Genomic DNA, 26,683 nt, shown 5'->3' on the forward strand with positions numbered 1-26,683 from the left:
TTTCGGGGAGTGGGGAAGCGAGGAACGCCGGCCGGAGCGGGGCACGCCGAAGCAGCGCCCGGCCCCGGCAACGGGCCGACCTCATAACGGGGGTGTATCCGGCGCCCATGGCAGCGGGCATCACCGGAATCCCTGCCGGGTCAGGCGCCCGGCAGGATACTTGACCGTCTTCGCGAATCACCGACGAATGACGCAGCGGTCCGCCGATGAATCACGACAGCAGAACAATTCATGGCCAAGACATGACCGATTAACACTCCCGCCTGATCGGTTCTGCCCATTTGAGAGCGAACTCGATCAGACGGAAGCGTCCCAACCTGCATGTCAGCTCACGAGGAGTGGCACCCTCTCGACGAACCGGAAGCCCTTACCCGGTGCCGGATTCCATCGCCCGGACCAGGCTGGAGGGCCGCATGTCCGTCCACGCCGCCTCGATCGCATCCAGACACTCCTGGCGCGACCCCTCCGGCCCACCCACACTCCAGCCGCCAGGGATATCGATGTGCGCCGGCCACAGCGAGTACTGACCCTCGCCATTCACCAGCGTCACGAACTGCCCCGACTCGTCATCAAAAGGATTGCTCACGAACGCCCCCTGACTTGTTCTCACTCTATCTACGACATGTTCATCAGCGGTTTTCAGGCAGCTGGCGCACATTAATTCCCGACACTCCGACGCCGAGCCATCCGCGCCTCGCGGTGCCCTCTCGGCCACGTGGCGGAAATGCATCAGCCCTGAAGATCTTGAGATATCGACGTCACACCAGCGGACCTACCAAGCTTTCCCCGGATCCGCCCGACCACTCCAATCACAATAGAGGGCCCCGCCGACCAGAGATGCAACTTCAGCCCATTACTTGAAAGTAGCCAATGAGCCGACGAGGGAGCAAGTCGCCCGAGACATATGCCAACGCGACCAGAACAGATATATCCAGCCACCCCATGCCCCTATTGTGTGCGTATCACTGAATTCAACCCGCGAAAATCCGGATAGCACCGGCGCACGCCAGCAGAGTCTGAGGCATGGTCAGATCAGGAAATGCGCCCCCATGCGCCGGTCAAGCGCCCCACATCTACTGATGCGGGCCCTGCCTGTAACTGCCCGCGGTGGGCGGCGGGGGCGGGTCTGGGGAGAGTTGGATCCCGGCTGTTGGCCTGACTCGGCGCCGTGCCCGCCGCCCGCCTCGGCTCCTCCTGCACCAGGGGCGGCGTCGACTTCACGCCGGTGCGCGAGCAGGCCCGGACCGCCGCCGCCTCGGCAAGGCCGGCTGATACCGGCCGCAGATGCAGAGGGCGGCGTGGTGCCCGCTTCTCACCTGTTGTCGGCGTACACGTGATCGTGTCTCTGGCAAGATTCTCGTAGCCGATGCGGCCAGCTCAGCGCGTGGTGCCACAGCCGCTATGTACGGCACCTCTCCGACACCTCTCTCGGAGGACGGGCTCTACGCATCGACGTGTCCGTACGCCGCCTGTACTGCGAAATCCCGACTCGCCCGAAGGTGACTTTCGCCGAGCAAGTGCCAGGGTTGACCGTGCGCTGCCAGCGGCGCACCCCACAGTTGCAGCGCCTGGTGGAGGCTGTCGGTGTGATACCGGCCGGCCGAGGCGGTGCCCGATGCTGGATACTGAACATCACTCGCTCGCGGTGCACCGTCTTGTCCCAGCGCCTGGGGTGCTGGGGGGCGACTTCGCGCTCCACGGCGGCACTTAGACCGTGTCCTATGCGGTGAGTCGGAGGAGTCGTTTGTAGCAGCAGAGGGCGGCGGCGAGGCCGAGGAAGGCCAGGTAGTTGCGGGGCTGGCGTTCGTATCGGGGGTTGAGCCTGCGGTAGCCGGTCAGCCAGGACATGGTGCGTTCGACGGCCCATCGTCGGTGTCGTAAGCATTCGCTGGACTCGACTCCCTTGCGGGCGATGCGGCCGCCGATGTGCTTGCCGAATAGCCATTTCCACAGGTGGGGAACGTCGTATGCTTTGTCGGCGTGGAGTCGCTGGGGCGCGAAGTGGCGGCCGCGGTGGGGGTCGTGTCTCGTTTGGTTGCCCATGATCATGGGCTTCAGCGCGAGGCTGTCGTGGGTGTTGGCCGCGGAGAGGCCGACGAGGAGGGGCAGTCCGTTCGCGTCCGACAGGGCGTGCGTCTTGGAACCCGGCTCACCCCGGTCCACGGGGCTTGGACCTGTGAGTTCGCCCCCTTTTAGCCCTCACGTGAGCGGAGTCGAGCACGGCCCGCGGAGGTCGAGGAGGCCGGCATCGTCCGGGCGGTGCGGGATCTCCTCGTGCAGCCGGCCCCAGGCGCCGGCCCTGGACCAGATCAGGAACCTGCGGTGGGCCGTCGACTTCGATTCCCCGAGGCGCGATGGCAAGGCCCGGCAGCCGCATCCGCCGACCAGGACGTAGATGACCGCGGCGAACAGCGTCTCATCAGGCGTGTCCTGCGTCCCGCCGCCCTTCGGCCGCACCTTCGACGGCGGGATCAGCGGTCCGCGATCTCCCACAGCCCCTCCGGAACAACTCCACGCCCCCGCGCCCCATGACGAGCCCAACGAGCGAGCACCACATAGGACACAGCCTTAGCCTCGGACCGCGGCGACCGCCTCGTCGAAGGCGTCCTCCACGCCGATGGCGCCGTCGCTCTCGACCCAGGTCTCGAGAGCGACGTCCGAGCAGGCCAGGCATCCCGCGACCGCTCGGCCTGGAGCAGACGGACACCCCCGGCGGCCGTCCGCGGGGAGCTGCAGGCGGAGCTTGGTCGAGACCCACTCCCCCCACATACCGGCACTGCGCCTCCGGGGACGACGGCATCCAGTCGGCCAATCCTGGTCGGACTTCTGCCGGTCCATGGCGGCGCTTTCTGCCAGGGCCGCCCCTCGCGCTGCGGCCTGTGGGATCAGCGGCACCGCTCTCCTCCCTCGTCTTTGGGACGCCGTCTTTGGCCCTGCGGAGTGAAGGTGAGGCTGTCAGCGAGATCACCGTCACCGCATCGCACGGCCAACAGCAGTGGCTGTTGGTGGCTTGGCCAGTCGTCGAGTCCGGGGTCGGTGCCGTTCCACAGGTGGAAGGTCACCATCGGCTGGGTGAGATCATTGGTCAGGTAGCAAAGGGTCTTGCCGTAGCGCGGATTGGTTCCCCCGATCAGGATTGAAGGAGGGCCGAAGGCCGCCGTGACGTCTGCCCACGATCGGTCGTGTTCGGCCCACCGTCCGGCTTCGTCCCGAAGCGCGGAGTACGCCTCACCGTCCAGCACACGGTCGCGCTGCAACCAGCCTTCCCGACGTGCGAACTCGGCGTAGACGGAGGCCTCGCTGTACGTGTGATCGGCCGGGAAGTAGCGAGCGAACACGCCCCGTGTCGCCGTCGAACTCCACAGTCTTTGTCGTTGCCAGCGGTCCTTCTGCTCCTCCCACACCTCGGGTCGGCGCTCGAGGACGAGGAGATGGTTGATCAGGAACCACATACTCAGCCCCAGTTCCCCGTACATGCCCACCCTGCGGAGCGCGAGGTTCAGCTCGTCCACGAGATGGGTGTGCATGTCCTCGGATGTCGCGAGCGACCGGTCGGTAGTCATTCGAACAGTGTTGCGCAGCACGTCGAAGACCCTCGCGAAGATTCGAGCGAAGGGGACGGGAGAGTGCGACCGGGCATTTTCCGCTGCTACGGCAGGCGACATTCACTCCGGGGCGACGCCCGGCACGCACTCTCGTCGAGCCGGACGCCGCCGGCGACGTCAGCAACTGGTCAGCACTCCTCCAGGGCGGTCCAGTGCCTGGGCCGATCGCGCCGGCAGGATGGTCACCTCAGCCGCCAGGGCAACAGGAGCGCCTGCCCCCGAAGATGAGTACTCAGTCCCGGTCAAGGGCTTGTCGACCGGCCCCCACCCGATGCCGACGAATCGATCGAGCGGCTCTGCGCACTCGCCCGGCGGGGGCCGACCAAGCCCGAAAGAGCACGGGCCGGCGACACCGACGAAATGAACGACGCGTGCCGGTCCAGTGGGTGATGCCCCCGCGCTCGGGTGATGTCGAACATGGTGCGGCCCCCCGGGTGTCGTATACCGGTTCCGCCGATCAGACAGGTGACCTTTCCTGACCGGCCGGCCGTTTACCGGCCACCCACGACGATGAAACCGCGCCGATACACACCCCGCCTAGCGTCCATCACCGGCATACGAGATGAGGGGTGCGCCAGATGTGGACGAACCGGCGGTCGATTCTGGGACTCGCGGCGGCGGCAGGGGCAGGGGCACTGGTCTCTTCCGTAGGACAGCCGGCGTTCGCGGCGTCGCGAGCCGGCAGGGAGCCGGCACCGGAGACCCGTGCGTCCGGGGAGCCCGATCCCACGGTGTGGAGAGAGCTCGGCGACCCGCTGGTGCCCGCGACGGGATTCGGTCCGCTGGCCGGACTGACCGTGGCCGTCAAGGATCTGTTCGCCGTCGAGGGGCATCGGGTGGGCGCGGGCAACCCTGAGTGGCTGGCCGGGAGCCGTCCGGAACCCACCACCGCTCCGGCCGTTGCGGCGTTGCTCGCGGCGGGCGCGGCCGTCGTCGGAATCGCCCGTACCGATGAGTTCGCGTACAGCTTGGCGGGCACGAACGGGCATTACGGTACGCCGCCCAACCCGGCGGCTCCGGAGCGCATTTCGGGCGGCTCGACCTCAGGTCCCGCCAGTGCCGTCGCACTGGGACAGGCCGACATCGGTCTCGGCACCGACACCGGAGGCTCGATCCGCATCCCCTCCTCCTACCAGGGCCTGTACGGAATCCGCCCGAGCCACGGCGCGGTGTCCACCGAGGGCCTGCTGCCGCTCGCTCCGTCCTTCGACACGGTCGGCTGGATCACCCGTGAAGCCAGGGCCCTGCGCGCCGCGGGGCGTGTTCTGCTGCCCCCCGACGGCGGCCCGGCTCCGTCGGGTGTCGTACTCGCGCAGGAGATCATCGACGTGGCCTCACCGGAGGTCGCCGCCTCCGTGCGCCGGGCGGTGGGCGGCTGGCGCGCTGCCGGGCTGCCGCGCATCCGGGGCGTACGGTTCGACGCTGGTGTCCTGCCCGGCTGGGTGCGCGCCTTCCAGACCAAGCAGGGGGTGGAGGCCTGGCGCCAGTGGGGGCCGTGGGTCTCGCGGCACTGGGAGTCGCTCAACCCGGATGTCAGGTCCCGGTTCGAGACCGCGTCGAAGTACACCCCGGACGATCTCACGGCGGCCGAGCGGGTGCTGCGCGAGGCACGCGCCCGTGTCGACGACCTGCTCGGCAACCGCATACTCATCCTGCCGTCCGCGTCCTCGGTGGCTCCCACGCGTGAGGAGGCCGCACTCGGCGGCCCTGTCATCGAGCAGGCCAGGGCCCAGACCTTCCAGCTCACCTGTCTCGCCGGCCTCACGGGCCGCTGCGCTGTCAGCATCCCCGTCCGCAGCCGCACCGCCCCTGTGGGCCTGTGCCTGGTGGGCCCGCGCGGAAGCGACCGCCACCTTCTGGACCTCGCGGTCCGCTTGGAGGCGGCCCGCGTGTGAGCGTCGCCTCCTGCGGGCGCTGTCTCTCAGGTCCCGGGGCCGCGTGGGGTGAGATCCATTCGGCGCCGGCACGGGTTGCGCGGCCTGGCCACGAGGGGGACCTGCACCGCCGTGGGGGGCCGTCGGCCCCCCACGTCGACGGCCGCACTACGGCGTCGTGGGAACGTCCCAGAGATGACGCTCCCACCACCGGGCCCGCTCAGGCCCCTTCGCAGTCTCAGGCCGACGCCGAGCCCGTCAACTCGCGGTCCTACGTCCTGACCGCCGGCCTCATTGGCACGACGATCGAGTGCTACGACTTCTACGGCTACGCGACCGCTGCGGTCCTGGTCTTCCCGAAACTCTTCTTCCCGAGCAGCGACCCGGCCATGGCCCTGCTCTCCGTTGGTTCCGCCCAGGACGAGCACGGTGACGACCACGTCGTCGGAGGGATGCTGGGACGTCGAGCACCGTGACTGTGCTGGTCCATCCGGCCTGGTGCATAGCCAGGGCGACCGCGCCCTGCCCCGGCAATTCCCTTCTCTCCTTACGCGCCCCGTTGACAGGGCGGGCCCCGCGCTGGCTTCATGAGCACGTCCGTGGAAGCGCTCCCACGCCCGTCGCGCCGGACATCGCGCCGGGCTGCCGACGCTTCCGCGTGGGCCGGTGCCACCCCGCACCGGCCCGTCGCACGAGCCGCACTGTCTGCACCGCTCAGCACCCGCGCACGCCGCACTTCCGCACGAGCCGCCCCACCGCCCCGTCGGCCCGGTCCGGCATGCCATTCGCCGGTCCGGTACGACCACGGGCACCCCACGCCGCCCGCCGCCCCGAAGGACGATCCGTTGCGACTGCCCTCCCTCCCCCGCGCGTTCCACAGATCGATATCCCGCCACTCTCCGCCGAGCACGAACGGCCGCTCCCGCCTGGGAGTCACCCTCGCCGGCGTGGCCGCGCTGCTCGCCGCCGGACTCATGCCCCTGGCCGCCACCCCGGCCCAGGCAGCACCGGCGTTCGCCTACGGCGAGGCCTTGCAGAAGTCGCTCTTCTTCTACGAAGCCCAGCGCTCGGGCAAGCTTCCCGAGGACAACCGCGTCTCCTGGCGTGGCGACTCCGGCATGGACGACGGCAAGGACGTCGGGCTCGATCTGACCGGCGGCTGGTACGACGCCGGCGACCACGTGAAGTTCGGCCTCCCGATGGCCTACAGCGCCACGGTGCTCGCCTGGGGCGGTATCGAGCAGAAGGACGCCTACGCCGCGTCCGGGCAGCTGGCTCGCCTGAAGGACAACCTGCGCTTCGTCAACGACTACTTCGTCAAGGCCCACCCCTCCGCCAACGTGCTCTACGGGCAGGTCGGCAACGGCGGCGACGACCACAAGTGGTGGGGCCCCGCCGAAGTGATGTCCATGGCCCGGCCCGCGTACAAGATCGACGCTTCCTGCCCCGGCACCGACCTGGCCGGGCAGACGGCCGCCGCGATGGCGTCCTCCTCGATGCTCTTCGCCGACGACGACCCGGCGTACGCGGCGAAGCTCCTCACCCACGCGAAGCAGCTCTACTCGTTCGCCGACACCTACCGCGGCAAGTACAGCGACTGCATCACCGACGCGAAGTCGTACTACAACTCCTGGAGCGGCTACCAGGACGAGCTGGTGTGGGGCGCGATCTGGCTTCACAAGGCCACCGGTGACGCCTCCTACCTGGCCAAGGCGGAGACGTACTACGACGGGCTGTCGACGGAGCCGCAGACCTCCACACGCTCCTACCGATGGACGCTCTCCTGGGACGACACCTCGTACGGCTCGTACGTGATGCTCGCCAAGCTCACCGGGAAGCAGAGGTACATCGACGACTCCAACCGCTGGCTCGACTGGTGGACGACCGGGGTGAACGGCGCCAAGGTGAAGTACTCCCCCGGCGGCCAGGCCGTGCTGGACTCCTGGGGATCGCTGCGTTACGCGGCGAACACGGCCTTCGCCGCGCTCTCCTACAGCGACTGGCTCTCCGGTGACGCGACCCGCAAGGCCCGCTACCACGACTTCGCGGTACGCCAGATCAACTACGCCCTCGGGGACAACCCGCGCAAGGCCAGCTATGTCGTCGGCTTCGGCGCCACCCCGCCCACCAAGCCGCACCACCGGACCGCGCACGGGTCGTGGACCGACCAGATGACGAACCCCGTCGAGACCCGCCACGTCCTGTACGGCGCACTCGTCGGCGGGCCGGGCGCGGCGGACGACTCCTACACCGACGACCGGCAGAACTACGTCAACAACGAGGTCGCCACCGACTACAACGCCGCCTTCACCGGTGCCCTCGCCCGGCTCTACGCCGAATACGGCGGCGCCCCGCTCGCCTCGTTCCCCAAGGCCGAGACACCGGACGGGCCCGAGGTGCTGGCCCAGGCGTCGGTGAACGCGTCCGGGGCGAACTTCACCGAGATCAAGGCCTACCTGGTCAACAAGTCGGCCTGGCCGGCCAGGCCGCTGACCAAGGCCTCGCTGCGCTACTACTTCACCCTGGAGCCCGGGGTCTCGCCGGCGGACATCACCGTGACCACCAACTACAACCAGTGCGGCACGGCCTCCGGCGCCAAGCAGTACGAGGGGAACGTCCACTACATCAGCGTGGACTGCTCGAACACCGTGATCGCCCCGGCCGGTCAGTCGGCCTACCGCAAGGAGGTGCAGTTCCGGGTCGCCTCCTCGGGCGCCTGGGACCCGTCGAACGACTGGTCGTACGCGGGCCTGCCGACGACACCGGGCTCCACCCCGGTGGACGCGCCGAGGCTGGTACTGCTGGAGGGAACGTCACAGCAGTGGGGTGAGCTGCCCGACGGCGATACCGGTGAGTCCCCCTCCCCGACCCCGACCCCCACGCCGACCATGACTCCCACCCCCACGCCGACTCCGTCCGCCGGTGCCGCCTGCTCGGTGACCTACAAGGTCGGCTCGTCGTGGGGCAGCGGGTTCACCGCCGACGTGACCGTCAGGAACACCGGCAGCACATCTGTGGACGGCTGGCGGCTCAACTGGACCTTCAGCGGTTCCGAGAAGGTGACCGGCGCCTGGAACGCCACCGCCACCCAGTCCGGAGCTGTCGTGACCGCCACCGACGGCGGCCACAACGGGAAGGTCCCGCCCGGCGGTTCGGCCTCGTTCGGCTTCCAGGGATCGGGGACACCCGGTTCGGCGCCCACCGGGTTCGCACTGAACGGCGTCAGCTGCTCCTGACCGCCGGAAGCGTGCGGGGCGGAGGCCGTCGCCCTCCGCCCCGCACGATCGCAGTCTCCTGCGGCCGTCCTCCTTGGGTGGCGTGGAAAGCGGCGGGCCGCAAACGCCTGGAAGCTTCCGCCGACAGACGAGGTCCACGGCCTGGTGCACGGCAGAGGGGGAGAAGACCAGCTCGGCCCTGTCGGTGGCCTCGGTTCGCATGTCCGTCACCTGTCTCCTGCGGTCCGTGCATCCCGGACTCGGCTCAACGAGTGCTTCTACGTGCCCTCCTGGGGGGAGAGGCGTGACGGTGTGGAGGGCCTTCGCTACCAGAAGGAGTGACGTGCCGACAACCAGTTCGTACGGCCGGGCCCGGACACCTCGTGCGGCGAGACCCCGCCCGCTCTTCGTCTCGCTGATGGCGGCGATCGGCTTCGCCGAGGCGAACATCCACGCGCTCTTCGACGCATTCGGCCCGGACGCCGAGGACCGCATCATGGTGACCACGCGGGCCAGGGGCATCGAGGACTACCACGCCCCGGCTCCGAGCGGGATTCCGGCTGACCGACTGGTGGTGTCCGGGCCGTCTGACACGACCCGGACATGCGGCGTTCCGTGGCGGCACGTGCCACCACGGAACGCCGCGTGCCGGCACCGACACTCGGCTCTCCGCACGCGCACGGGCGTCGGCCCCGTACGGTCACGGCGGTGCCGGACCCGTGCGGACGTCGTCGTGGGTGGACGTCAGGGGCGGGGCTTGTGCGCGAACACCCACCGGTTCCCCTCCAGCGCGTCGTTCGGCTCGGGAAGAGGACCACGTCCCCGCAGCCGGGTGAACTCGAAGGGCGTGTGCATCGAGGTGGACCAGCCCTTCGCCGTCAGGTCACCCGCGGAGTCGGGGCGCGGCCCCCTGTCGAAGAGACCGAGCAGATCGATGCCGATCTGCTCCCGCGTCGCCACGTAGATCGGGCTGTCGCGGTATGCCAGCAGGTCTTTCTCCAGCTTGGCCTCGAAGGCCAGGGCACTGCCCCCGGTGGTGAGCCGGTCCACCGTGTCGATGAGGTACGTCTCGGCGGGACCCGGCAGGTAGAAGAGCAGTCCTTCGGCCAGCCAGACGCTCGGTGCGGCCGGATCGAAGCCTGCGGAGGTCAGCGCGGTGACCCAGTCCTCGCGCAGGTCGACCGGCACCTGGACCCGCTTCGCCCTCGGGGCGGCCGACAGGTCCTTGAGCACCTGTTGCTTGAAGGCCAGCACACCCGCCCTGTCGATCTCGAAGACGACGCAGTCGGACGGCAGGTCGAGCCGGAAGGCCCGCGTGTCCAGTCCCGCTCCCAGGAGGACCGCTTGCCGGACGCCCGTACCGACCGATCGCTGGAGGAACTCGTCGAGGACTGCGGTCCGCAGGCCGAAGTAGCGGGCGAACCTCCCCCACAACTGGTTGTCGTCCCCGTCCGGGACCTGCTGGATGCTTACCGGCCAGTCCGCGCAGGCGGGGGCCGCGCGTACGAAGTGTTCCGCGTAGACGTCCTGGGCCAGGCTGTCGGGGCGCCGGGTCTCGATCGCCCGTGCGGCGGCGACCAGGAGGGCGGTCAGTCCCACGCCTGCGTCCACGCCTTCCGCGCCGGTCGGCCGCGTCTCCGTGGCGGAGAACTCGGAAGGGTCGCTGCTGGGATGGCGGGGGTCTTCGGTGGTGGACGGTTCACTCATCGTTCTCTTCTCTCCGGCAGCAGGACAGGCTTGATCACGCGTCCGGCGTCACAGTCGCGTTCGGCCTCGTTGATGTCGGCCAGCGGGTAGGTGCGGATCAGTTGGTCGAAGGGGAAGCGGCCGGCCTGCCACAGACCGATCAGCCGGGGTATCAGCAGTTCGGGCACGGCATCCCCCTCGCAGATGTGCCGGATGCTGCGGCCTCCGTCGAGCGTGCCCGGTTCGAGCGACAGGGCCGAGTGCAGACGTGCCACGAGCCCGAGAGTGCCGGTGGGGCGCAGCGCGCGGAGCGCATCGTTGATGAGCGGGGCGGAGGCCGTGGTGTCCAGGGCGTACTGTGCGCCGCCGTCGGTGTGCCGGCGGATGCGTTCGGCCAACCCGGCCGTGGCGGAGGACAGCGGGACCGCTCCGAACCGCTCGGCCAGCTCCAGGCGCCCGGGATGCCTGTCGACGGCCACGGTCCGTACACCGACGGAGGTGGCCGCCATGAGCGCGGTCAGGCCCACCGCTCCCGCGCCGAGTACGACGAGGGTGTCACCGGGACCGGCACGGAAGGTGTTCAGTACGGCCCCGGCACCGGTGAGGGCGCCGCAGCCGAGCGGAGCGAGCAGTTCGAGCGGCAGGGCGGGGTCGACCCGGACGGCGTTGCGCGCCGGGACGAGGGCGTACTCGGCGAAGGAGGACTGTCCGAACCACCGGGAGGCCAGTGCTCCCCCGGCGACGTCGGTGAGCCGTGACGCGTTCTCCTCGCGTCCCCCGAAGAGGTTGAGTGAGGCGAAGGAGTCGCAGTAGGCGGGAGCCGCGCCACGGCAGTTCCTGCAGCCGCCGCAGGAATCGAAGCTCAGCACGACGTGGTCACCGACGCCGATCGCGCTGTCCAGGCTGTCGCCCGCCGCCACCACCACTCCGGTCCCCTCGTGGCCGAGGACGGCCGGCAGCGGAGGGCGGCCGGCTGATCGCCGGACCGCGAGATCGGTCCGGCACATTCCGCATCCCGCGATCTCGACGAGAATCTCACCGGCGGCCGGGCCGGTGCCCAGAACTACCTCCTCGACCGCGAACGGGGACTCGTACGAGCGCAGCACGGCGGCGCGGAACTTCATCGTTCTTCCTCCCGCGGCCGGTGCACTACGAACGGACGGAGGTTTCCGTAGAGGCCCCACGGCCCGCCCGCGACACCGACCCCGCTGTCCTTGACGCCTGCGAAGGGCTGGGCGAGGGAGAGTTCGGCGTGGTGGTTGATCCAGGCCGTGCCGCATTCGAGCCGGTCGGCTGTCGCCGCCGCCCGGTCGAGATCGGTGCCCCACACGGAGCCGCCCAGCCCGAAGCCGGTGCCGTTGGCCGCCTCGACGGCTTCGTCGAGGCGGCGGTACGGCAGCACCGGAAGAAGCGGTCCGAACTGTTCCTCCGTCACCACCGGGTCGTCGGGAGGGACGTCCGTGAGGATCGTGGGTGCGAAGAAGTAGCCCGGCCCGTCGAGCCGGTGACCGCCGGTCGCCGCGCGGGCGCCGGCGGCCAGGGCCTGTTGTGTGACCCGCTCGACCCGGGCCAGCTGGTGGGCGTTGTTGACGGGCCCGAGCCGGGTGTCCGGGTCCAGGCCGGGTCCGACGACGACGGTCTTCGCGCGGTGCGCGAGGGCCTCGACGACCTCGGCGTGGAGCCGGGCCGGTGCGTAGACGCGTTTGACCGCCATGCAGACCTGCCCGCAGTTGCGGAAGGCGGCCCAGAACAGCCGGTCCGCGATCCGGTCCACGTCGACGTCGTCCAGGAGGACGGCCGCGTCGTTGCCGCCCAGTTCCAGGGTGATCCGGGCGAGGGAGGTCGCCGCAGCTCCGGCGACAGCCCGTCCGGTCGGCACCGAGCCGGTGAAGGTGACGTGGCGGAAGCCCGGATGGGAGGCGAGGTGGGCACCGAGAGGTTCCCGCCCGGTGACGACGGTCAGGACGTCCTCAGGGAGAGCCGTGGCGAGGACGGCACCGAGCAGTCGGGTGGCGAGAGGGGTGTAGGGGGACGGTTTGAGAACCACGGTGTTACCGGCCGCGAGTGCGGGCGCGAACTTGGCCGACGCGAGCTGGAGGGGGAAGTTCCACGGCACGATCGCTGCAACAGGCCCAAGAGAGCGCCAGCGGATTTCGCTGTGCACGGGCCGGCCGTCGTCGATCCGGCGGGTCCGGGGGGCCAGATCGGCGAAGTACCGCAGCCGGGCCGCCGTACGGGCGACCTCGGCGTACGACTCGGCCAGAGGTTTGCCCTGTTCCCGGGTGAGGAGCGGAGCGAGGTCGTCCCCGGCGGCCTCCACGGCGTCGGCGGCGGCTTTCAGTCCGGTGGCACGGGCGGCCCGGTCGGCGCGCCATCCGGTCCAGGCGCGCCGGGCCCGGTCGACCGCGTCGTCCAGCTCCTCCGGTCGCTGGTCGGGGGTCTCGTCGAAGGTCTCCCCGGTGGCCGGGTCGATGACGGCGAGGCGTGGGGCACGGTGTCCGACGGCCCGTTCGGCTTCGGGCGCCGGCATCCAGGCGTTCAGTTCAGGGCCGGGGCGTCGGCGGCGTGCTCCTGGGCCTGCCGGTCCATCTCCGCCCGGAAGGCTGCGACCAGGTGCGGCTGGATCCTTCCGGCATTGCGGTCACCGCCCGAACAGACCGCTCCCCGCACGCCCACGATGTCCGTTCCGATACGGGTCAGGGGACCGAGGTCGGCCTGCTTGACGCTGCCTGCGAGGGCGGCGAGCAGACCGGCTGCGTGGGCGCGACGGACGAACTCGCCGCAGACGTCCGGTGGAACGTGGTCGAACAGCCGCGTCCCGTCCTTGATCGCGGTGTCCAGCATGGCCGCGTCGGCACCGGCGCGGGCCGCGATGTCGGGCAGGGCGAGCGGATTGACGCAGCCCACGCGGTGGGCGTCGGCATAGCCCGAGGCGACGACGAGCGCGTCCGGCCGGTGGTCCTTCACGGCCCGGACAACCGCCCGCATGACCTCGACGCCCTGTTCAGGAGTGGTACATCCGTACAGGCCCACCTTGATGTACGTGGCACCGGAGACGGCCGCGCCGAGCGCGGCCTGCGCCACGGTTCCCGGCTTGTACGGCACGTCGCCGACGGTGGCGGACACCGGTTTGTCGGCCGGAACCGCGGCGCGGATCTCCCGGATGACCCAGGGGAAGTTGGCGCCGAGAGATCCCTCGTCGGGCTTCTTGACGTCGACGATGTCAAGGTGTTCCGCCGCTTTCGCGCAAGCGAGCGCTTCCTCGACGCCGTCCGGGGAGATGAGAAGCAACACCGTGAACTCCTTCCGCCGCGAGTCCGCCCGGCCAGGGCACGGGGAACTGCGGATCACCTGGTTCATGTGCGGTGTGCTCATCATTTCCGCTGCTCGTGCGGGGCGGTAGGGCGTGCGGGGTTCCCCGGGCGGCGTGCGTGCGTACACGAATGACTCGGAGTGCACCGGCGCGATGAGCCTGAGGGCGCCTGTTCGACCGTGTACCTCCTGACCGTGCAAGCCGGAAGTGGCTGACTCCGGAGTCGGGCCCGGTGACAGCTCAAGTGCGGGTTCGAGTGGGGCGAGCGCGGAGCGGAGCAGGTCTGGTAGCGAGCCTGACGGCACGAGGAGCCCACCGCTTGCGAGGGGTGCGGCCGGAGGTTGAAGCCACTGCCGAAGCGCGACCCGAAGTGCAACGGCCACGCTCGCCGCGAGCACGCGGGGGGCGTGCCGGGGTGGCCGAGTCGCTGGTCGATCGCGGCAGCGAGGGATGTTCTACCGCATCCGCGCGGCCAGAACGTCCAAGGACGGCGACAGGCCGGCAACCAGCCGGAAGGAGATCGCCGCGTACTCCCACAGGCTGGCCGTGCAGGCCGCAGGGCTGCAGGTCCGGCCCTCCTGATGGACGGGGGGCTATCCAGCGGAGCCGAGTGTGAAGGACACCTTGTTGTAGGGGTGTCCGTTGACCTGGAGCTGGATGGCATGGGCGCCTGGGTAGTAGCGGCGTGTGCTGATGGGACGGAAGGAGTGGCTGCGCCCCAGCTCGGTCGTCTCGCCGGGGAACAAGGCGCGCTTGGCGAGTTTGAAGACCTTGGGGGCCTGCTTGCCGTTGGCCTTCAGATGGTGGACGACGTAGTCGATGGCCAGGGTGACCGGCTTGTCCGAGACGTTGGGGATGCGTGCGGTGAAGTCGAGTGCGCCGCCCAGGAGGATGCCGGTTCGCTCCAGGAGCGGGCCCTCCACCGTGAAGTCGGTGCGGTCGCCGTGGAAGCCGACCAGTTCCAGCGCCGCGGGGTTCCCCTGTTTGACAAGGGTGCGCATGGCGTGGCGGATCAGCGCGGGGCTGGTCGGTGCGGCGCCGTCCGCCCAGCGGGCGGCCTGGGCGGTGGCGAGATCGGGGTCGAGGCGGGAGATGTCGTTGAGGTGGTTGGCGACCGAGCGGCGCACGGTGTCGGAGGTGTCGGTGTGCAGCCGGTCCAGCAGGAGGAGGGTGGCGGCGGGGTTGCGGGTCAGCTCGGGGACCTGGCGGGCCCAGGGGAGTTTGGGGCGGGTGCCCTCGCTGGCCAGCCGGCGCACCGCGGGGTCTGGGGAGGCGGTCCAGGCTGCTGCGGTGGCCAGCGTTCTGGACGGGTCGGCGTTGAGGAAGGTTCGCAGCGCGAATTCCGCGGTGAGACGGGGCGTGAGCTGGGCGAGGAGGTCGAGTCCGTCGTCGAAGTCCGCGTCGGAGGAGGATGTGGTGGCCGCGGAGGCGACGGCCTCGGTGAGCGGCCAGACCATCCAGCCGGTGAGGTCGTCGCTGGTGAGGGCCGCTCGAGTCTCACGGGCGAGCTGGGCGTAGTTGTGGCCGGTGTCGGCCAGGAGTGCCTCGCCACCGCACGGGCCCGCTGGCTGAGGGAGAGCGGGCCGAGGGTGGCCGCGCTGCCGGCCACGGTGCGCCAGCGCAAGGCGGTGGGGGACGTGCCGCGCAGGACGGCCGTCAGGCCGCGGATGCTGTCGGGGCTGATCAGTTCGTCGGCGGTGGGCACGGATCCTCCGGGGACGGGCACATCGAGCGCGTGCGGCTCGCGCGGCGGGGTGGCGTGTGCGTCAGCTGGTGCGGGCGGGTGCATCAGCGGCGGTCTCGTCGCTGAGGGGGTAGCGGGCCCGCATGGCGGGGCTGGCGGCAGGGCCGGCGGCGAACACGTAGGCATGGCTGTCATCGAGGCGGCGGCCCGATGTGGCATCGACGACCACGGGTTCGACCTCTTCGCCGCTTGTGGTGTCGATCAGGATCATGCTGCGCTGCTCGGGGGTGAGGCGGGAGTTGCCCCACGCCGCCAACGTGATGATCACGGGGCGCAGGGAGCGTCCCAGGTCGGTCAGGACGTACTCGTTGCGGACGGGATTGGTCTGGTAGGGACGGCGCTCCAGCAGGCCGTCCGCGACCAGCGTCTTGAGGCGTGCGGTGAGCATGCTGGTGGAGATGCCGAGGTTCTCCTGGAACTGATCGAAGCGGGTGTACCCGTCGAAAGCGTCGTGGAGGAGCAGCAGCGTCCACCATTCGCCGACGTGCTGCACGGTCGTGGACAGCGGGCATTCGAAGTCTTCCGCCCTGATCCGGCTTGCCAAGTTGACCACCTCCGCAGAGTTACTGCTAATGTCGAAGTTACTTGCTTCTATTCTAGCAGTAACGACGGGTGCGCCCCCCTCTTCGGTCCACACCCGGGAACGGAGCACATCATGGCCACCCCCATCGGCGAAACCGGCGACTCCCTGGAGGGTCGACGCGCACTGGTCACCGGCGGCACGAAAGGCGTCGGTGCGGCCGTCGCCCGGCGCCTGTCCCAGGCCGGCGCCACCGTGCTGGTCACCGCGCGCAGCCGCCCGGACGACATAGCCGCCTCGGACATCATCACCGCGGACCTGGCCGCTCCCGAAGGGGCTGCCACGGTGGTCGACGAAGTCCTCCGCCGCCTCGGCGGCGTCGACATCCTGGTCAACAACGTGGGCGGCTCCAACGCCCCCTCGGGCGGGTACGCGGCCCCGACCGAGGACGACTGGGCCAACGAGCTCAACGTCAACCTCCTCGCCGCCGTCCGCCTGGACCGCGGCCTGCTGCCCGCCATGGCCGAAGCCGGACGCGGCGCCATCGTGCACGTCTCCTCGATCCAGCGCCGCATGCCGCTATGGGACGGCACCCTCGCCTACGCCGCCGCCAAAGCAGCACTGACCACCTACAGCAAGGGCCTGGCGAACGAGGTCGCTCCGCTCGGCATCCGGATCAACACCGTCAGTCCCGGCTTCGTCCGGACCACCGCCGCCGACCAGCTCGTCGCCCGCATCGCGGAGAACGCCGGCACCACCCACGAAGCGGCACTGAAGCAGCTCATGGACTCCCTCGGCGGAATCCCGCTGGGCCGCCCCGCCCACCCCGAGGAAGTTGCTGAACTCGTCGCCTTCCTCGTATCCGACCGCGCCTCCGCCATCGTCGGCGCCGAGCACGTCATCGACGGCGGCACCATCCCCACCGTCTGATCCCCGAACTTCTAGGAGTGCTCATGTCCACCGACCAGCCCCAGACCATCGCTCCCGAGGCTCTGCCCGAGGCCGTCACGGGCTTCCTGAAGGCCCACCGCGCCCACGACGTTGCCACGGCACTCAGCTTCCTTCACCCGGACGCCACCGTGACCGACGAGGGCAAGACCCATCAGGGAGCCCCGGCGATCGAAGCCTGGATGACCCGCTCTGCCGGCGAGTACACGTACACGAGCGAACTCACCGGCGCACAGAAAACCGATGCGGACCGCTACGTCGCCACCCACCACCTGGAGGGCGACTTCCCGGGCGGTGTGGTGGATCTGCACTTCCGCTTCAGCCTCGGCGACGGCCTCATCGGGGACCTGCGAATCGAGCCCTGAGCCAGGCGAAGCGAACCGGCGACCTCGCGGGGCTGGGCGGCATCCATGGAGACGCCGCCCAGCCTCGTTCTTTACCGCTGTACCGACGTTCCCCAGTTCAAGTCGCGGCCGACCAAGGCGGTGCGCCGGCAAAGGGAACGAGCGGCCACAGGGACGCGACTCCTCCTCCCCCACTGCACACCCCGACTCGTGAGAGTTGACCTGTCGGCAACCGGCTCAATCTGGCCGGAGCAGTAGCCACCCGCTACGACAAGCGCGGCTACGTCTTCCTGGGGACCGCAACCGCCGCAGCCCTCGTCATCTGGCTCCGTGCATGACCGGCCGGCCAAATCCTAGGGCTGTGACCGCTATGGTTCGCCGGGCCGAGAGGGGGGTCGGGGTGTTCGTTGAGATCGTGTTCGTGGGGCTGCCGATCGATCGTGTCGAGGTCGAGGAGGCTGTTTAGGTGGCGTTCGAGCTCGACGGCGAGGTCACCGGCGCGGGCAGCGGCATGGGGCGCTGCCATCTTGACCTCGACATCGCGGAGGACTCGGAACCGGCTGCGGCCTTGGCCCGGCTTCGGGCGGTGCTGTCCGAGCTGGGGGTCTCGGAGTGCGCGACCTTGAACGTCAGTGAGTGACCAAGCCGCGATTCGCGCCCGTCCGGCCCAGCGGATGCCCTTTTCGCTGCGGCCCGGGCGCGTTCACGACGCTCTGCTGGTCGGTGCCGGGCCGGACAGGGTGCCGGGGCCGGCGGTGATCGAGCGAAGCATGGGGTGTGGTGATCACGGCATCGGAGCCCGTAGGGACGGCGCCTTACTGCGGGCCGAGTGGCCCCGGCGCTTGCGCGCCGGGGCCCTGATGAGAGGGATGCGCCGATCCGGAACGGCGCACCGTCGGCTGGGTTTCGGCGGTCCGCCGGTCCCTCTCTAGACGAGCGTCATCGCGTAGATCTCGACGCGGGAGTCGTCCGGCAGGGAGACCGATCGGACCGTCTTGCCACGGTCGAGCTCAGCGGCCGTACCGAAGAGCCGAATGGACGGCCCGTCGACACCGCTCCCCCGCTTGATGCGGTGCGGCATGTCGAGGACGACCGTGCTGCCGTTCGGCGCGGAGCCCGCCCAGTCACCGAAGGTCACCGGTGCCTCCGTGCTGCTGCCGTCCGCGTAGTGCACGGTCAGTGTGGTGGTCACCGGACCGTTGTGCGCCGAGCCGACCAGCCGCAGCGCACCGTGCTGCCCCGCGGGCAACAGGAGCGCCTGCCCGCTTGCTTCGAGGAAGTTGTTCGCCGTGCCGGTGGGGTCCGGCGCGTCGTACGTCACCTCGTCCCAGGTGACCGGCCCCGCCTTGGGCAGCAGGTCGCCGTCATAGCTCCAGCCATGCCCGTCGAAGTCGCCCTCGCCGGGGTTCGCCACCGTGGCCGTACCGTCGTGGCCGAGTTCTGCTCGCAGGTCCACTGCGCACTGCCCGTTCACCTCACTCGCGCAGGTCGTGGCGGCTCCCACCGTGACGGTGGCCTTGCGGGTGACGGAGTTCGTTCCTCGGCCCGCGACCTTCACCTCCACCGGGTAGGACCCGGCCGCGACGCCCGGAGGGACGGTGATGTCGAGCGACACCTTCTTCTGCACCGGGAGGTGACCGGAATCGATCACCAGTGGAGAACGCTGTGCCGTCGTGGCCTTCCAGCCGCCGGGCACCTTCGCCGTGACCGAGACGTGCAGCGTGCCGGGAGCCTGCCCGAGGACGTCCAGCGTGAACTTCGCGGTCTGCGCGGCGTCACCCGTGGGGACGACCGCCGAGGCGGGACGCAGCGACGCGTCGACGTGCTTGCGGCGGTCGGGAGACGCCTGGTTGACGGAAGGCGGCTGAGCGCCCTTGCCCGTGCCCCAGGAGGAGGGGGAGGTCCCGAGCCGGTGGGCAAGGGTCCCGCCGTGCGCGAGCTTGTTCCAGCTCAGCCAGGTCTGGGGTACGTCCCGGCCGTTCAGGGCAACGCTCTGCACGTACCGCTTCGTGTCGCTCGCTCCGGGTGCTTCGATGGTCAGCGTGCCGCCCTGGCCCTTGGTGCCGGACGCCTTGGGGTAGCCGCCGATCCGGACGGTCGCCGATGGGAACTGCGGGCTGGACACGGCCAGGAAGTCGCCGCCGCTCATCGTCGGGTAGAGGCCGAGGGAGGAGAAGACGTACCAGGCCGACATGGTGCCCAGGTCGTCGTTGCCCGTCATCCCGTCCGGCCCGTTGGTGAAGAGCGTCATCGCCGCGCGCACCACGGTCGCGGTCTTCGCCGGGGCGCCGACCCAGTTGTACATGTACGGGGCGTGCAGGTCCGGCTCGTTGTTCGGGTTGTACGTCGGCTTGCCGTAGTAGTCGTACGGCTGCGAGATCCAGTCGTTCCGGGCGGTGCCCGCCGGGTCGGTGAGCAGCTTGTCGTGGACGAAGAAGGAGTCGAGCCGCTTCTCGGTCGCGCTCCGGCCGCCCATCAGGCTGACGAGGCCGGCCGGGTCCTGCGGTACCAGCCACTGGTACTGGTACGCGCCGCCCTCATGGAACTGGTGCGCCGCCTCGACCGGGTCGTAGGGCGTGAGCCAGGTGCCGTCGGCCGTCCGCGGCCGGAACTGCTGGATCGAGGAGTCCCACAGGTTCCGGTACCACTGGCCGCGCGCGGCGAACATCTTGGCGTCCGACTTGTGTCCGAGCCGGTCGGCCATGAGCGCGAGCGACGCATCGGCGGCGGAGTACTCCATCGTGGCCGACGCCGGGTGCTTGCAGTCGTTGTCGCCGCCCTTGTCCGCGCAGTCCTTGCCGAGCTCGAGACCTGACGGGATGTAGCCGCGCTCGGTGTAGTGGTCCGATCCCGAGCGTCCGTTGTACGGCGAGTCGGCGGGCGGGGTGCTGGTCGCGTTCTTCTTCAGCAACGCGTAGGTCTCTGCCTCGTGTCCGGCGAGCAGACCCTTTGACCAGGCCTCTACGAGGAAGGGCGTGACCGGGTCACCGGTCATGATGTTGGTCTCGCTGTTGGCGAGCGCCCAGCGGGGCAGCCAGCCACCGTCCCGGCCGGCCGCGACGACCGACAGCGCGACGTCCCGGGCGACCTTCGGCTCCAGCATCTGCAGAAGCTGGTTCTGCGGCCGGTAGGTGTCCCAGAGCGAGAAGTTCTGATACGGCGTGTAGTCCTTTGCCGTGTGCGTCTTGTTGTCGAACCCCTGGTACATCCCGTCGACGTCACCGGCGAGGTTCGGGTGCAACTGGCTGTGGTAGAGGGCGGTGTAGAAGGCCTTCTGCCGGTCCGCCGCGCCTCCGCCGACCCGGATGGAATCCAATTGCTTCTTCCAGGTGTCCTGCAACGCCTTGCGCGTGGCGTCGAAGTCGAAGGACTCCTTGGTCTCCGCGGCCAGGTTCTTACGGGCGCCCTCCACGCCGGTGTAGGAGAGCCCCACCTTCAGGACGGCGTCCCGGTCGGTGGTCGCGTCGAAGGTCACCCAGGCGCCGTTGGCGCCGCTTCCCTCCGCGTCGCGGGTATCGGGCCTGGGGGCCTCGCCGTCCCACGTCCCGTGGGCCTTGAAGGGCCGGTCGAAGGTGGCGCTGAAGTACACCGTGTGCTCGTCGTGTCCGGCGCAGAAGCCCCCGGCGTGCACCCGGCCCTCGATGGTGCGGTCACCGACGACGTGCACCTCGGAGTCCAGCACGGACTGGTTGGCCTTGCCCGTGTTGAACAGGACGTTGGCCGAACCGGTGGAGGGGAAGGTGTAGCGCTGCCACCCGGTGCGCTCGGTGGCGGTGAGTTCCGCGTCGACGCCGTACTTCTTCAGCCCCACCCGGTAGTAGCCGGGACTGGCCTGCTCGTCGTCGTGGCTGTACGGGGAACGGTAGGCGTTCGGGTCCACGGAGTCGACCACGCCCGTGGTCGGCATGATGGGCAGCTCGCCCATGACGCCACAGCCGACGCCGGACAGGTGCGTCTGGCTGAATCCGTAGATCGAGTCCTGCTTGTAGTCGTAGCCGCCCTGGCCGCCGGTGTCCGGACTGACCTGGACCATGCCGAACGGCGCGCTGGCCCCAGGGAAGGTGTTGCCGAAGTTCTGGGTTCCGACGAACGGATTGACCAGATCGATCGGTTCCGCCTCCGCGGCGGCGGTGGCCGGCTGAGCGATGCCGACCACTCCACCACTCGCGAGTAGGGCGGCCATCAGACCGGCCGTTATACCGGAAGCACGAGGACGGAACGGTCTGAAAGCAAACCGCATGGGGTAGTTCCTTTCGATCCCTGACACGTGACAACGTTGTCACGCTGTCGTTGGCACCGTAACCCCCGCCGCCCCAGATGTCACTGGGGAGTGAGGGGCAAATCCTGACGCGATCAGTCGACCGTCCCGCGTAGGGGCAGTGAGCGGCGTCGGCCGGTGGCAGCCATGTGGCGGGGTCCTTGTCGGACTTGGACCGGTTGCTCTGCGCGCTGACCGGCACCAAAGACTGCTCGGCGCCGAGGTCGTTGACGCAGGCCTGGGGGCGCTCGGCGGTCCAGTCGTGGACGCCGTTGTCCCAGGCATCGCGAGATGACGCACGCGCATGAGCGCGGCACGGGCAAGCTACCCAAGGCCCTCGGCCCGGGAATCGAGCATGACTACTGAGCCGACGGGCAAGTCAGGACGCGGGCTGACCTGCCGGCTGCTGCAGGTCAAGGTCGCATCGCATCGCCTCGCGCAGGGCGACCAGGCCGGGCCAGAGGTCATCGATCTGCTCCTTCAAGGCGTCGACGCTGTCGCTCGGACTCTGCCAGCCGGTGTCCAGGCGCTTGACGAGCCCGTGGATCTTGCGCAGCGCCCCGTTGACGCGGCCGACCGCGCAGAGAACCTCGTCGGAGGCAATGATGTGGGTTTCGGCGTGCTGTGCGACGTAGGCGTCCCAGCGCTGCTTCAACTCCTCGCGACGCGTGTCCTCCAGAGTGCCTGCACGCCGCATGTCGTACATGCAAGCCGCCAGGGCGTCCCGAGCTGTGCGGGCTGCAGCGCTGAACCGCACGTAGGTGGCCTGCCGTTCCTCGAGTAGACGGCTCGCCCTGGCCCGTTCCAGATCCTCACGCCGGTGGCGCTCGATCCGGTCCTGCTCCCGCCGGTGTACCTGCTGCGTAAAACGCTGCGTCACCAAGACCGACACCAGCGACACGGCGCTGCCGATCACAGCCGCCGACAACGTCAGCACTGCCCCACCCATGCCCCGCCCCTCCCCGAGACTACTGAACGCACCGTATACAGGGGCCCCCACCCTCTGTATGCGCTTCTCGTTCTTTGTCCACGAAGCGGAGCTGATCTCCCCAGGCGGGGCGTGCGCATCGCTCGCAAAGGCATTGATCCCAGCGAACGGTGGGGCCGCCGCAGCTGGGTGATCGAGCGGACGATCTCGTCGCTGTCCGGCTACCGCCGAACCGGCCCACGCTACAAACGCCACCCCCGCAACTACCTCGCCTTTCTCTGGGCTCGCCACAGCCCTGCGCTGCTACAGGCGACTGGTCCGCCTCGCCACCCTGTCTAAGACTTGTCGCGCGGGGTGATCCCCCCGGCGTACACGTTGTCCGGTGTGACGACGGACGTGACGGCGCGGGCGACGAGGGTCGACGGCTCCTGGCCGTCGACGAGGGAGTCGGTGTTCAGGATGAGGACCAGGGTGGCCTTCTGCGAGGGCAGGTAGACGGTCACGGTCTCGTACCCGGGCAGGGAGCCGTTGTGCCCGATCCAGCCGTTGGTCCGCAGGATTCCGAGACCGTAGTCGGTGCCGGGGAAACCGGTCGGCAGCACCTTGAGACGCTGCGCCTGGGTCTCGACGCTGAGCAGCTTTCCGGTGGCGAGGACGGGGGCCCAGCGGCGCAGGTCCTGGAGGTTGGAGATCATGCCGCCTGCCGCCCAGGCCCAGCTGGGGTTCCAGTCGGTGGCGTCCGCGACGGCGCCGGTCAGCGTCTGATCGGTGTATCCGTGCGCGTGGGGCTCGGGAAACTCGGCGCCCTTGGGGAGGAATGTTCGGGACAGACCGGCCGGGCGGACCACCCGGTCGTGGATGACGTCGGCGAGCCGCTTTCCGGTCACCTTCTCGACGACCAGGCCGAGCAGCACGAGGTTGGAGTTGGAGTACTGGAACCTCGCGCCCGGCGCGAAGGTGTTCGGGTGCCGGTAGCCGTAGGAGAGGACCTCCCACGGGTTGAACGGGCGTCTCGGCGCGCTCAGCAGGTCGTGGTCGAAGTCGGGGTCGGCGGTGTACGGGAACAGGCCGCTGCGCATCTCGGCGAGGTGGCGCAGCGTGATCTTCTCGCCGTTCGGGACCCCTCGGATGTAGTCGTCGATCGGGTCGTCGAGCCTGACCTTGCCCTCGTCGACGAGCTGGAGGAGCGCGGTGACGGTGAAGGTCTTGGTCTCGCTGCCGATGCGGACGTAGGTGTCGGCGAACATCGGCCGGCCGGTGTTCTTGTCTGCGACGCCGGTCGCGCGGACGTAGCAGCCCTTGCCCGGCATCCACAGGCCGACGACGAGGCCGGGGACGCGGGCCTGCTTGCGGACCGCCTCGACGGTCTTGTCGAGTCGAGTGGTCAGCTCGGGGCCGAAGCCGTCGGCAGGGCAGTCGTCGCCGCCGTGCGGACCGGCGGCCGTGGCGGGGGCGTGCGGGTCCGGGACGGCCGTGGCGGGAACGGTAGCCAGCGGGGCCAGCACGGACGCCGCGAACAGCGTCGCCGCGAGCAGTCGACGGGGGGTGGTTCGTCTCATGGTGGGGGGCGCCTCTTCCAGATCATCGACGCGGACGGCGACAGATCAGCAGCAGATACGTCGCGAACGGCAGACCGCCCGACCGGGCCCCGGCGAGTCCACTCGTTCGGCGCCCCCGCTCCCGGACCGCCGCCCGCTGCCGCTCAGCACGCCACGGCCGCCGGGCACCCGCTCTCTCTGCTCCTCTGCCGACGCCTTCTCCGTGTTCAGCGTCGATTCTGTCGCCCACGCCGACGTCTTCGCGATCCCGGACTTGCCGAGGAGCGCAGTGGTGACCAGCGCCCGTGGCCCGGACAAGGTGATCAGTTTGCGTCCGACGCGGCGAGCAGCCGGCGCCGCGACTGCCCCAGCGAGGCGAGGGGGACGACGCCATCGGTGGTGGAGATTTTGACCCGGTCGGCGATCTTGTGTGCGAGCTGCGCCCCAAGTCACGCTGGTCCATGGGCATGGCGAGATTCTTGTCCACCGTGCTGCCCTTGACGTTCCGGTCGTGGCACACCCGCTGGGCCTCCTCGACGCTCAGGTCCCCGTACAGCCCCACCGGGACCCGTACGTCGCGGAGCTGCTCGGTCGTCAGCGCAGTCTTCCGGCCCTGCGGTTAGCGGCGGCTGTCTGGTTTACGCTTGCTGTGCCGCAGTGCGCGACGCTGCTTTCCTTGCAGGGTGGTGGCCAACTCGCCCACCAGGCAGACGTCGTGGGGCTTGCCGTCCCGGTTGCCCCGGCACCACCACACCGGTGGGCCGACCGTGTCCGCTTCGCCCTGGTACCAGTCGTCAGTGGCCCCTGCGGGACGAGGGTGCATTCCGGTCTTGTGTTCCCGGCAGAGTGGCCAGACCTGCCAGAACAGCTCCATGATGGTGGCCTGTGCCGCATCCGCGACCACGGTCAGGACCGTCGCCGCATCATCCGGCTCCGGCGGGTCGCCCTCCTCCAGGTCACACGCATTCACCGCGTTACCGTGCCAACGGCCGTCCGGCATCGCCACGTAGACCTGCCCCCTGTCGATCCCGCTCGGGGGCAGAGGCTGCCAAGGCGGGACAACCATCAGTATCAGCGCGTCCTGACCCGGCAGGGTCGCCAGCAGGTCGCGATTGACCACAGCGAGTGCAGCCTCCAACTTCGGCCACTGGCCGGGCTCGGCCTGTCCGGGCTCCGGACCGATGCTGGAATACGAGAAGTCGTTCACCTGGGCATCGTCCCAGCCCTCCGTCCTCCACCATGGCTGAGGGTGAAATCAGCTCGCTGCTTCGCGGGCAGTTCGTTCAGCTCTCCGGCCAGCGGGGGTGTGGGTTCCAGGCCGAGTAGGTCGAGCAGGTGGAGCTGGATGCCCCGGGTGATGGCGATGACGGGGCGAGTCGGTGGCGCTGCCCACTCGTAGCCGCAGATCGGGCAGGGGGTGGAGGGTCCTCCGGCCGGTGAGCCTGACCTGCGCCTTCGCCGAACGCCAGATGGTGGTTCATGGCGGCGCGGCACGCCGCCATGAACTCGCCTATGCGGAGAAGGAGTTACGTGCTGAGCTCATTCCCGGGGGCGCGAGGGAGCGACCGCGGGTGAGGACCGTCAAGTGATCGCCGGCGTCGTCTGCACGGTACGGACCGGGATCTCCTGGCGTGACCTGGCCGAACGCTGCGGGCCTGGCCTCTCATCGGAGTGTGGAAGACGAGGCCGTCACGCTGTCCGGGTCAGGTCCTGGGGCTCCACGCTGTGGGCGAAGGGCATGCCCCTGGCGTAGCGGGCGATCTCGGCGGCTGCGTAGTCGGCCATGCGGCCTAGCTCGCCGCCCAGCGAGCCCGCGATGTGCGGGGTGAGGAGCACGTTGGGCAGCTGGAACAGCGGGGATTCGGGGGGCAGTACCTCGGGGTCGGTGACGTCGAGGACTGCGTGGATGCGTCCGGACGTCAGGTGGGTGATGAGCGCGTCCGTGTCGACCAGGGAGCCGCGCGCGGTGTTGATCAGTGTGGCACCGTCGGACAGCAGCGCCAGGCGTCTGGCGTCGAACATGTGGTGGGTCTCGGGCAGTTGGGGTGCGTGGATGGAGACGACCTGGCTGAGCCGGGTCAGTTCGTCGAGTCCGACGAGCCGCGCGCCGAGGAGGGCCGCGCCGGCGTCGTCCAGATAGGGGTCGTGGACCAGAACGGTGAAATCGTACGGCCGCAGCAGTTCGATCACGCGCCGGCCGGTACGCGAGGCGCCGACGATGCCGACAACCCGACGGTAGTTGCCGTGACCGGCGAAGTAGGGCAGCAGTGGGTACGCCGCGTGCCGCTCACGGTAGGCACGGGCGCTTTCCAGGATCCGCTTACCGGTGAGGAGGATCGCGGCCAGCGTGTACTCGGCGACCGGCAGTGCGTTTGCTGCCGCGGCGCTGGAGACCGTTATGCCGCGCTCCCACACGGCGTCGGTCACATGGTGCTTGACGGACCCTGCCGCGTGGACGACGGCCCGCAGCCGGGGCATCGCCGCGAGTACCTGCTCCGTCAGCTGCGGGCAGCCCCAGTGGGTGATCAGCACCTCCGTCCGGCCGAGGGTCTCGGCGACGGAGGGGTCTGCGAAGTCGGTGACGAGCAGGTCCGGATCGAGGTCGGCCGCCTCGCGGAACAGGTCGATGGCGCCCTCGTCACGCAGGGCGTCGCGGGTCTCCCGCGACATCGCGAGGACTGTGCGGGGACGCCGCGGACGCGGTCCGGCC

General features: G+C 69.6%; 18 protein-coding genes and 3 pseudogenes. 7 read left to right on the plus strand and 14 right to left on the minus strand.

Features of this window, described 5'->3' with window-relative positions:
* Positions 1–367: 367 nt before the first annotated feature.
* The 3 genes and pseudogenes from ACFY8O_RS30120 to ACFY8O_RS30130 all read right to left on the minus strand — a co-directional run bounded on the left by ACFY8O_RS30120 (position 368) and on the right by ACFY8O_RS30130 (position 3,563).
* The gene (locus ACFY8O_RS30120) at positions 368–586 is read right to left on the minus strand and encodes an MbtH family protein (RefSeq protein ID WP_387907920.1); all 219 of its coding nucleotides are present in this window, start codon (positions 584–586) and stop codon (positions 368–370) included.
* Positions 587–1,719: 1,133 nt separating this feature from the next.
* A pseudogene (locus tag ACFY8O_RS30125) lies at positions 1,720–2,552 on the minus strand (IS5 family transposase).
* A 333-nt stretch (positions 2,553–2,885) separates the two neighbouring features.
* Entirely contained in the window at positions 2,886–3,563 is a 678-nt protein-coding gene (locus tag ACFY8O_RS30130; RefSeq protein ID WP_387907922.1) for a hypothetical protein, read from the minus strand.
* Positions 3,564–4,336: 773 nt separating this feature from the next.
* Here ACFY8O_RS30130 and ACFY8O_RS30135 point away from each other — a divergent pair.
* From ACFY8O_RS30135 to ACFY8O_RS30145, 3 genes and pseudogenes are all read left to right on the plus strand, one after another.
* Positions 4,337–5,500: an amidase family protein gene (locus ACFY8O_RS30135; protein WP_387907924.1), complete on the plus strand. Its 1,164-nt coding sequence runs from the start codon at positions 4,337–4,339 to the stop codon at positions 5,498–5,500.
* Between the two features lie 101 nt (positions 5,501–5,601).
* Positions 5,602–5,883: pseudogene (locus ACFY8O_RS30140) on the plus strand (hypothetical protein); the annotation flags it as partial.
* A 543-nt stretch (positions 5,884–6,426) separates the two neighbouring features.
* Positions 6,427–8,715, plus strand: a complete 2,289-nt coding sequence (locus tag ACFY8O_RS30145) for a glycoside hydrolase family 9 protein (RefSeq protein ID WP_387907927.1) — start codon at positions 6,427–6,429, stop codon at positions 8,713–8,715.
* Between the two features lie 723 nt (positions 8,716–9,438).
* On the opposite strand, the gene ACFY8O_RS30150 is transcribed toward ACFY8O_RS30145, so the two are convergent.
* The 6 genes from ACFY8O_RS30150 to ACFY8O_RS30175 form a co-directional block, all read right to left on the minus strand.
* Positions 9,439–10,401: a class I SAM-dependent methyltransferase gene (locus tag ACFY8O_RS30150; protein WP_387907929.1), complete on the minus strand. Its 963-nt coding sequence runs from the start codon at positions 10,399–10,401 to the stop codon at positions 9,439–9,441.
* Positions 10,398–11,504: an NAD(P)-dependent alcohol dehydrogenase gene (locus tag ACFY8O_RS30155; protein WP_387907932.1), complete on the minus strand. Its 1,107-nt coding sequence runs from the start codon at positions 11,502–11,504 to the stop codon at positions 10,398–10,400. Before ACFY8O_RS30155 ends, ACFY8O_RS30150 begins: the two co-directional genes overlap by 4 nt.
* Positions 11,501–12,910, minus strand: a complete 1,410-nt coding sequence (locus ACFY8O_RS30160) for an aldehyde dehydrogenase family protein (RefSeq protein WP_387907934.1) — start codon at positions 12,908–12,910, stop codon at positions 11,501–11,503. Before ACFY8O_RS30160 ends, ACFY8O_RS30155 begins: the two co-directional genes overlap by 4 nt.
* Positions 12,911–12,918: 8 nt before the next feature.
* Positions 12,919–13,674: a (5-formylfuran-3-yl)methyl phosphate synthase gene (locus tag ACFY8O_RS30165; protein ID WP_387907937.1), complete on the minus strand. Its 756-nt coding sequence runs from the start codon at positions 13,672–13,674 to the stop codon at positions 12,919–12,921.
* A 612-nt stretch (positions 13,675–14,286) separates the two neighbouring features.
* Positions 14,287–15,150: a DNA alkylation repair protein gene (locus ACFY8O_RS30170; RefSeq protein WP_387907940.1), complete on the minus strand. Its 864-nt coding sequence runs from the start codon at positions 15,148–15,150 to the stop codon at positions 14,287–14,289.
* 309 nt (positions 15,151–15,459) lie between these two features.
* Positions 15,460–15,981: a winged helix-turn-helix transcriptional regulator gene (locus ACFY8O_RS30175; protein WP_387907942.1), complete on the minus strand. Its 522-nt coding sequence runs from the start codon at positions 15,979–15,981 to the stop codon at positions 15,460–15,462.
* Positions 15,982–16,092: 111 nt separating this feature from the next.
* Here ACFY8O_RS30175 and ACFY8O_RS30180 point away from each other — a divergent pair, with 111 nt between their 5' ends.
* From ACFY8O_RS30180 to ACFY8O_RS30190, 3 genes are all read left to right on the plus strand, one after another.
* Positions 16,093–16,887, plus strand: a complete 795-nt coding sequence (locus tag ACFY8O_RS30180; RefSeq protein ID WP_387907945.1) for an SDR family oxidoreductase — start codon at positions 16,093–16,095, stop codon at positions 16,885–16,887.
* Positions 16,888–16,910: 23 nt separating this feature from the next.
* Positions 16,911–17,270: a nuclear transport factor 2 family protein gene (locus tag ACFY8O_RS30185; protein WP_387907947.1), complete on the plus strand. Its 360-nt coding sequence runs from the start codon at positions 16,911–16,913 to the stop codon at positions 17,268–17,270.
* Between the two features lie 445 nt (positions 17,271–17,715).
* Positions 17,716–17,889: a hypothetical protein gene (locus ACFY8O_RS30190; protein ID WP_387907949.1), complete on the plus strand. Its 174-nt coding sequence runs from the start codon at positions 17,716–17,718 to the stop codon at positions 17,887–17,889.
* Between the two features lie 288 nt (positions 17,890–18,177).
* Here ACFY8O_RS30190 and ACFY8O_RS30195 read toward each other — a convergent pair whose 3' ends face one another.
* A complete protein-coding gene (locus ACFY8O_RS30195; protein WP_387907951.1) occupies positions 18,178–21,432 on the minus strand; it encodes a GH92 family glycosyl hydrolase in 3,255 nt (1,084 codons plus the stop codon).
* Between the two features lie 454 nt (positions 21,433–21,886).
* A complete protein-coding gene (locus tag ACFY8O_RS30200) occupies positions 21,887–22,456 on the minus strand; it encodes a hypothetical protein (protein ID WP_145811017.1) in 570 nt (189 codons plus the stop codon).
* 102 nt (positions 22,457–22,558) lie between these two features.
* Here ACFY8O_RS30200 and ACFY8O_RS30205 point away from each other — a divergent pair.
* Positions 22,559–22,793, plus strand: a pseudogene (locus ACFY8O_RS30205) (hypothetical protein); the annotation flags it as partial.
* On the opposite strand, the gene ACFY8O_RS30210 reads toward ACFY8O_RS30205, so the two are convergent.
* The 3 genes from ACFY8O_RS30210 to ACFY8O_RS30220 all read right to left on the minus strand — a co-directional run bounded on the left by ACFY8O_RS30210 (position 22,771) and on the right by ACFY8O_RS30220 (position 26,643).
* Complete coding sequence (locus ACFY8O_RS30210; protein ID WP_387907953.1) at positions 22,771–23,994, minus strand: serine hydrolase domain-containing protein; 1,224 nt, start codon at positions 23,992–23,994, stop codon at positions 22,771–22,773. The pseudogene ACFY8O_RS30205 and the gene ACFY8O_RS30210 sit on opposite strands and share 23 nt — an antisense overlap.
* A 598-nt stretch (positions 23,995–24,592) precedes the next feature.
* On the minus strand, positions 24,593–25,180 hold the full coding sequence (locus ACFY8O_RS30215; RefSeq protein WP_387907956.1) for a hypothetical protein: 588 nt from the start codon (positions 25,178–25,180) through the stop codon (positions 24,593–24,595).
* 482 nt (positions 25,181–25,662) lie between these two features.
* A complete protein-coding gene (locus ACFY8O_RS30220; RefSeq protein ID WP_387908155.1) occupies positions 25,663–26,643 on the minus strand; it encodes a hydroxyacid dehydrogenase in 981 nt (326 codons plus the stop codon).
* Between the last annotated feature and the right edge of the window lie 40 nt (positions 26,644–26,683).

Origin of the sequence: Streptomyces argenteolus (genome assembly GCF_042902585.1) — a bacterium.
GTDB lineage: Bacteria > Actinomycetota > Actinomycetes > Streptomycetales > Streptomycetaceae > Streptomyces > Streptomyces argenteolus.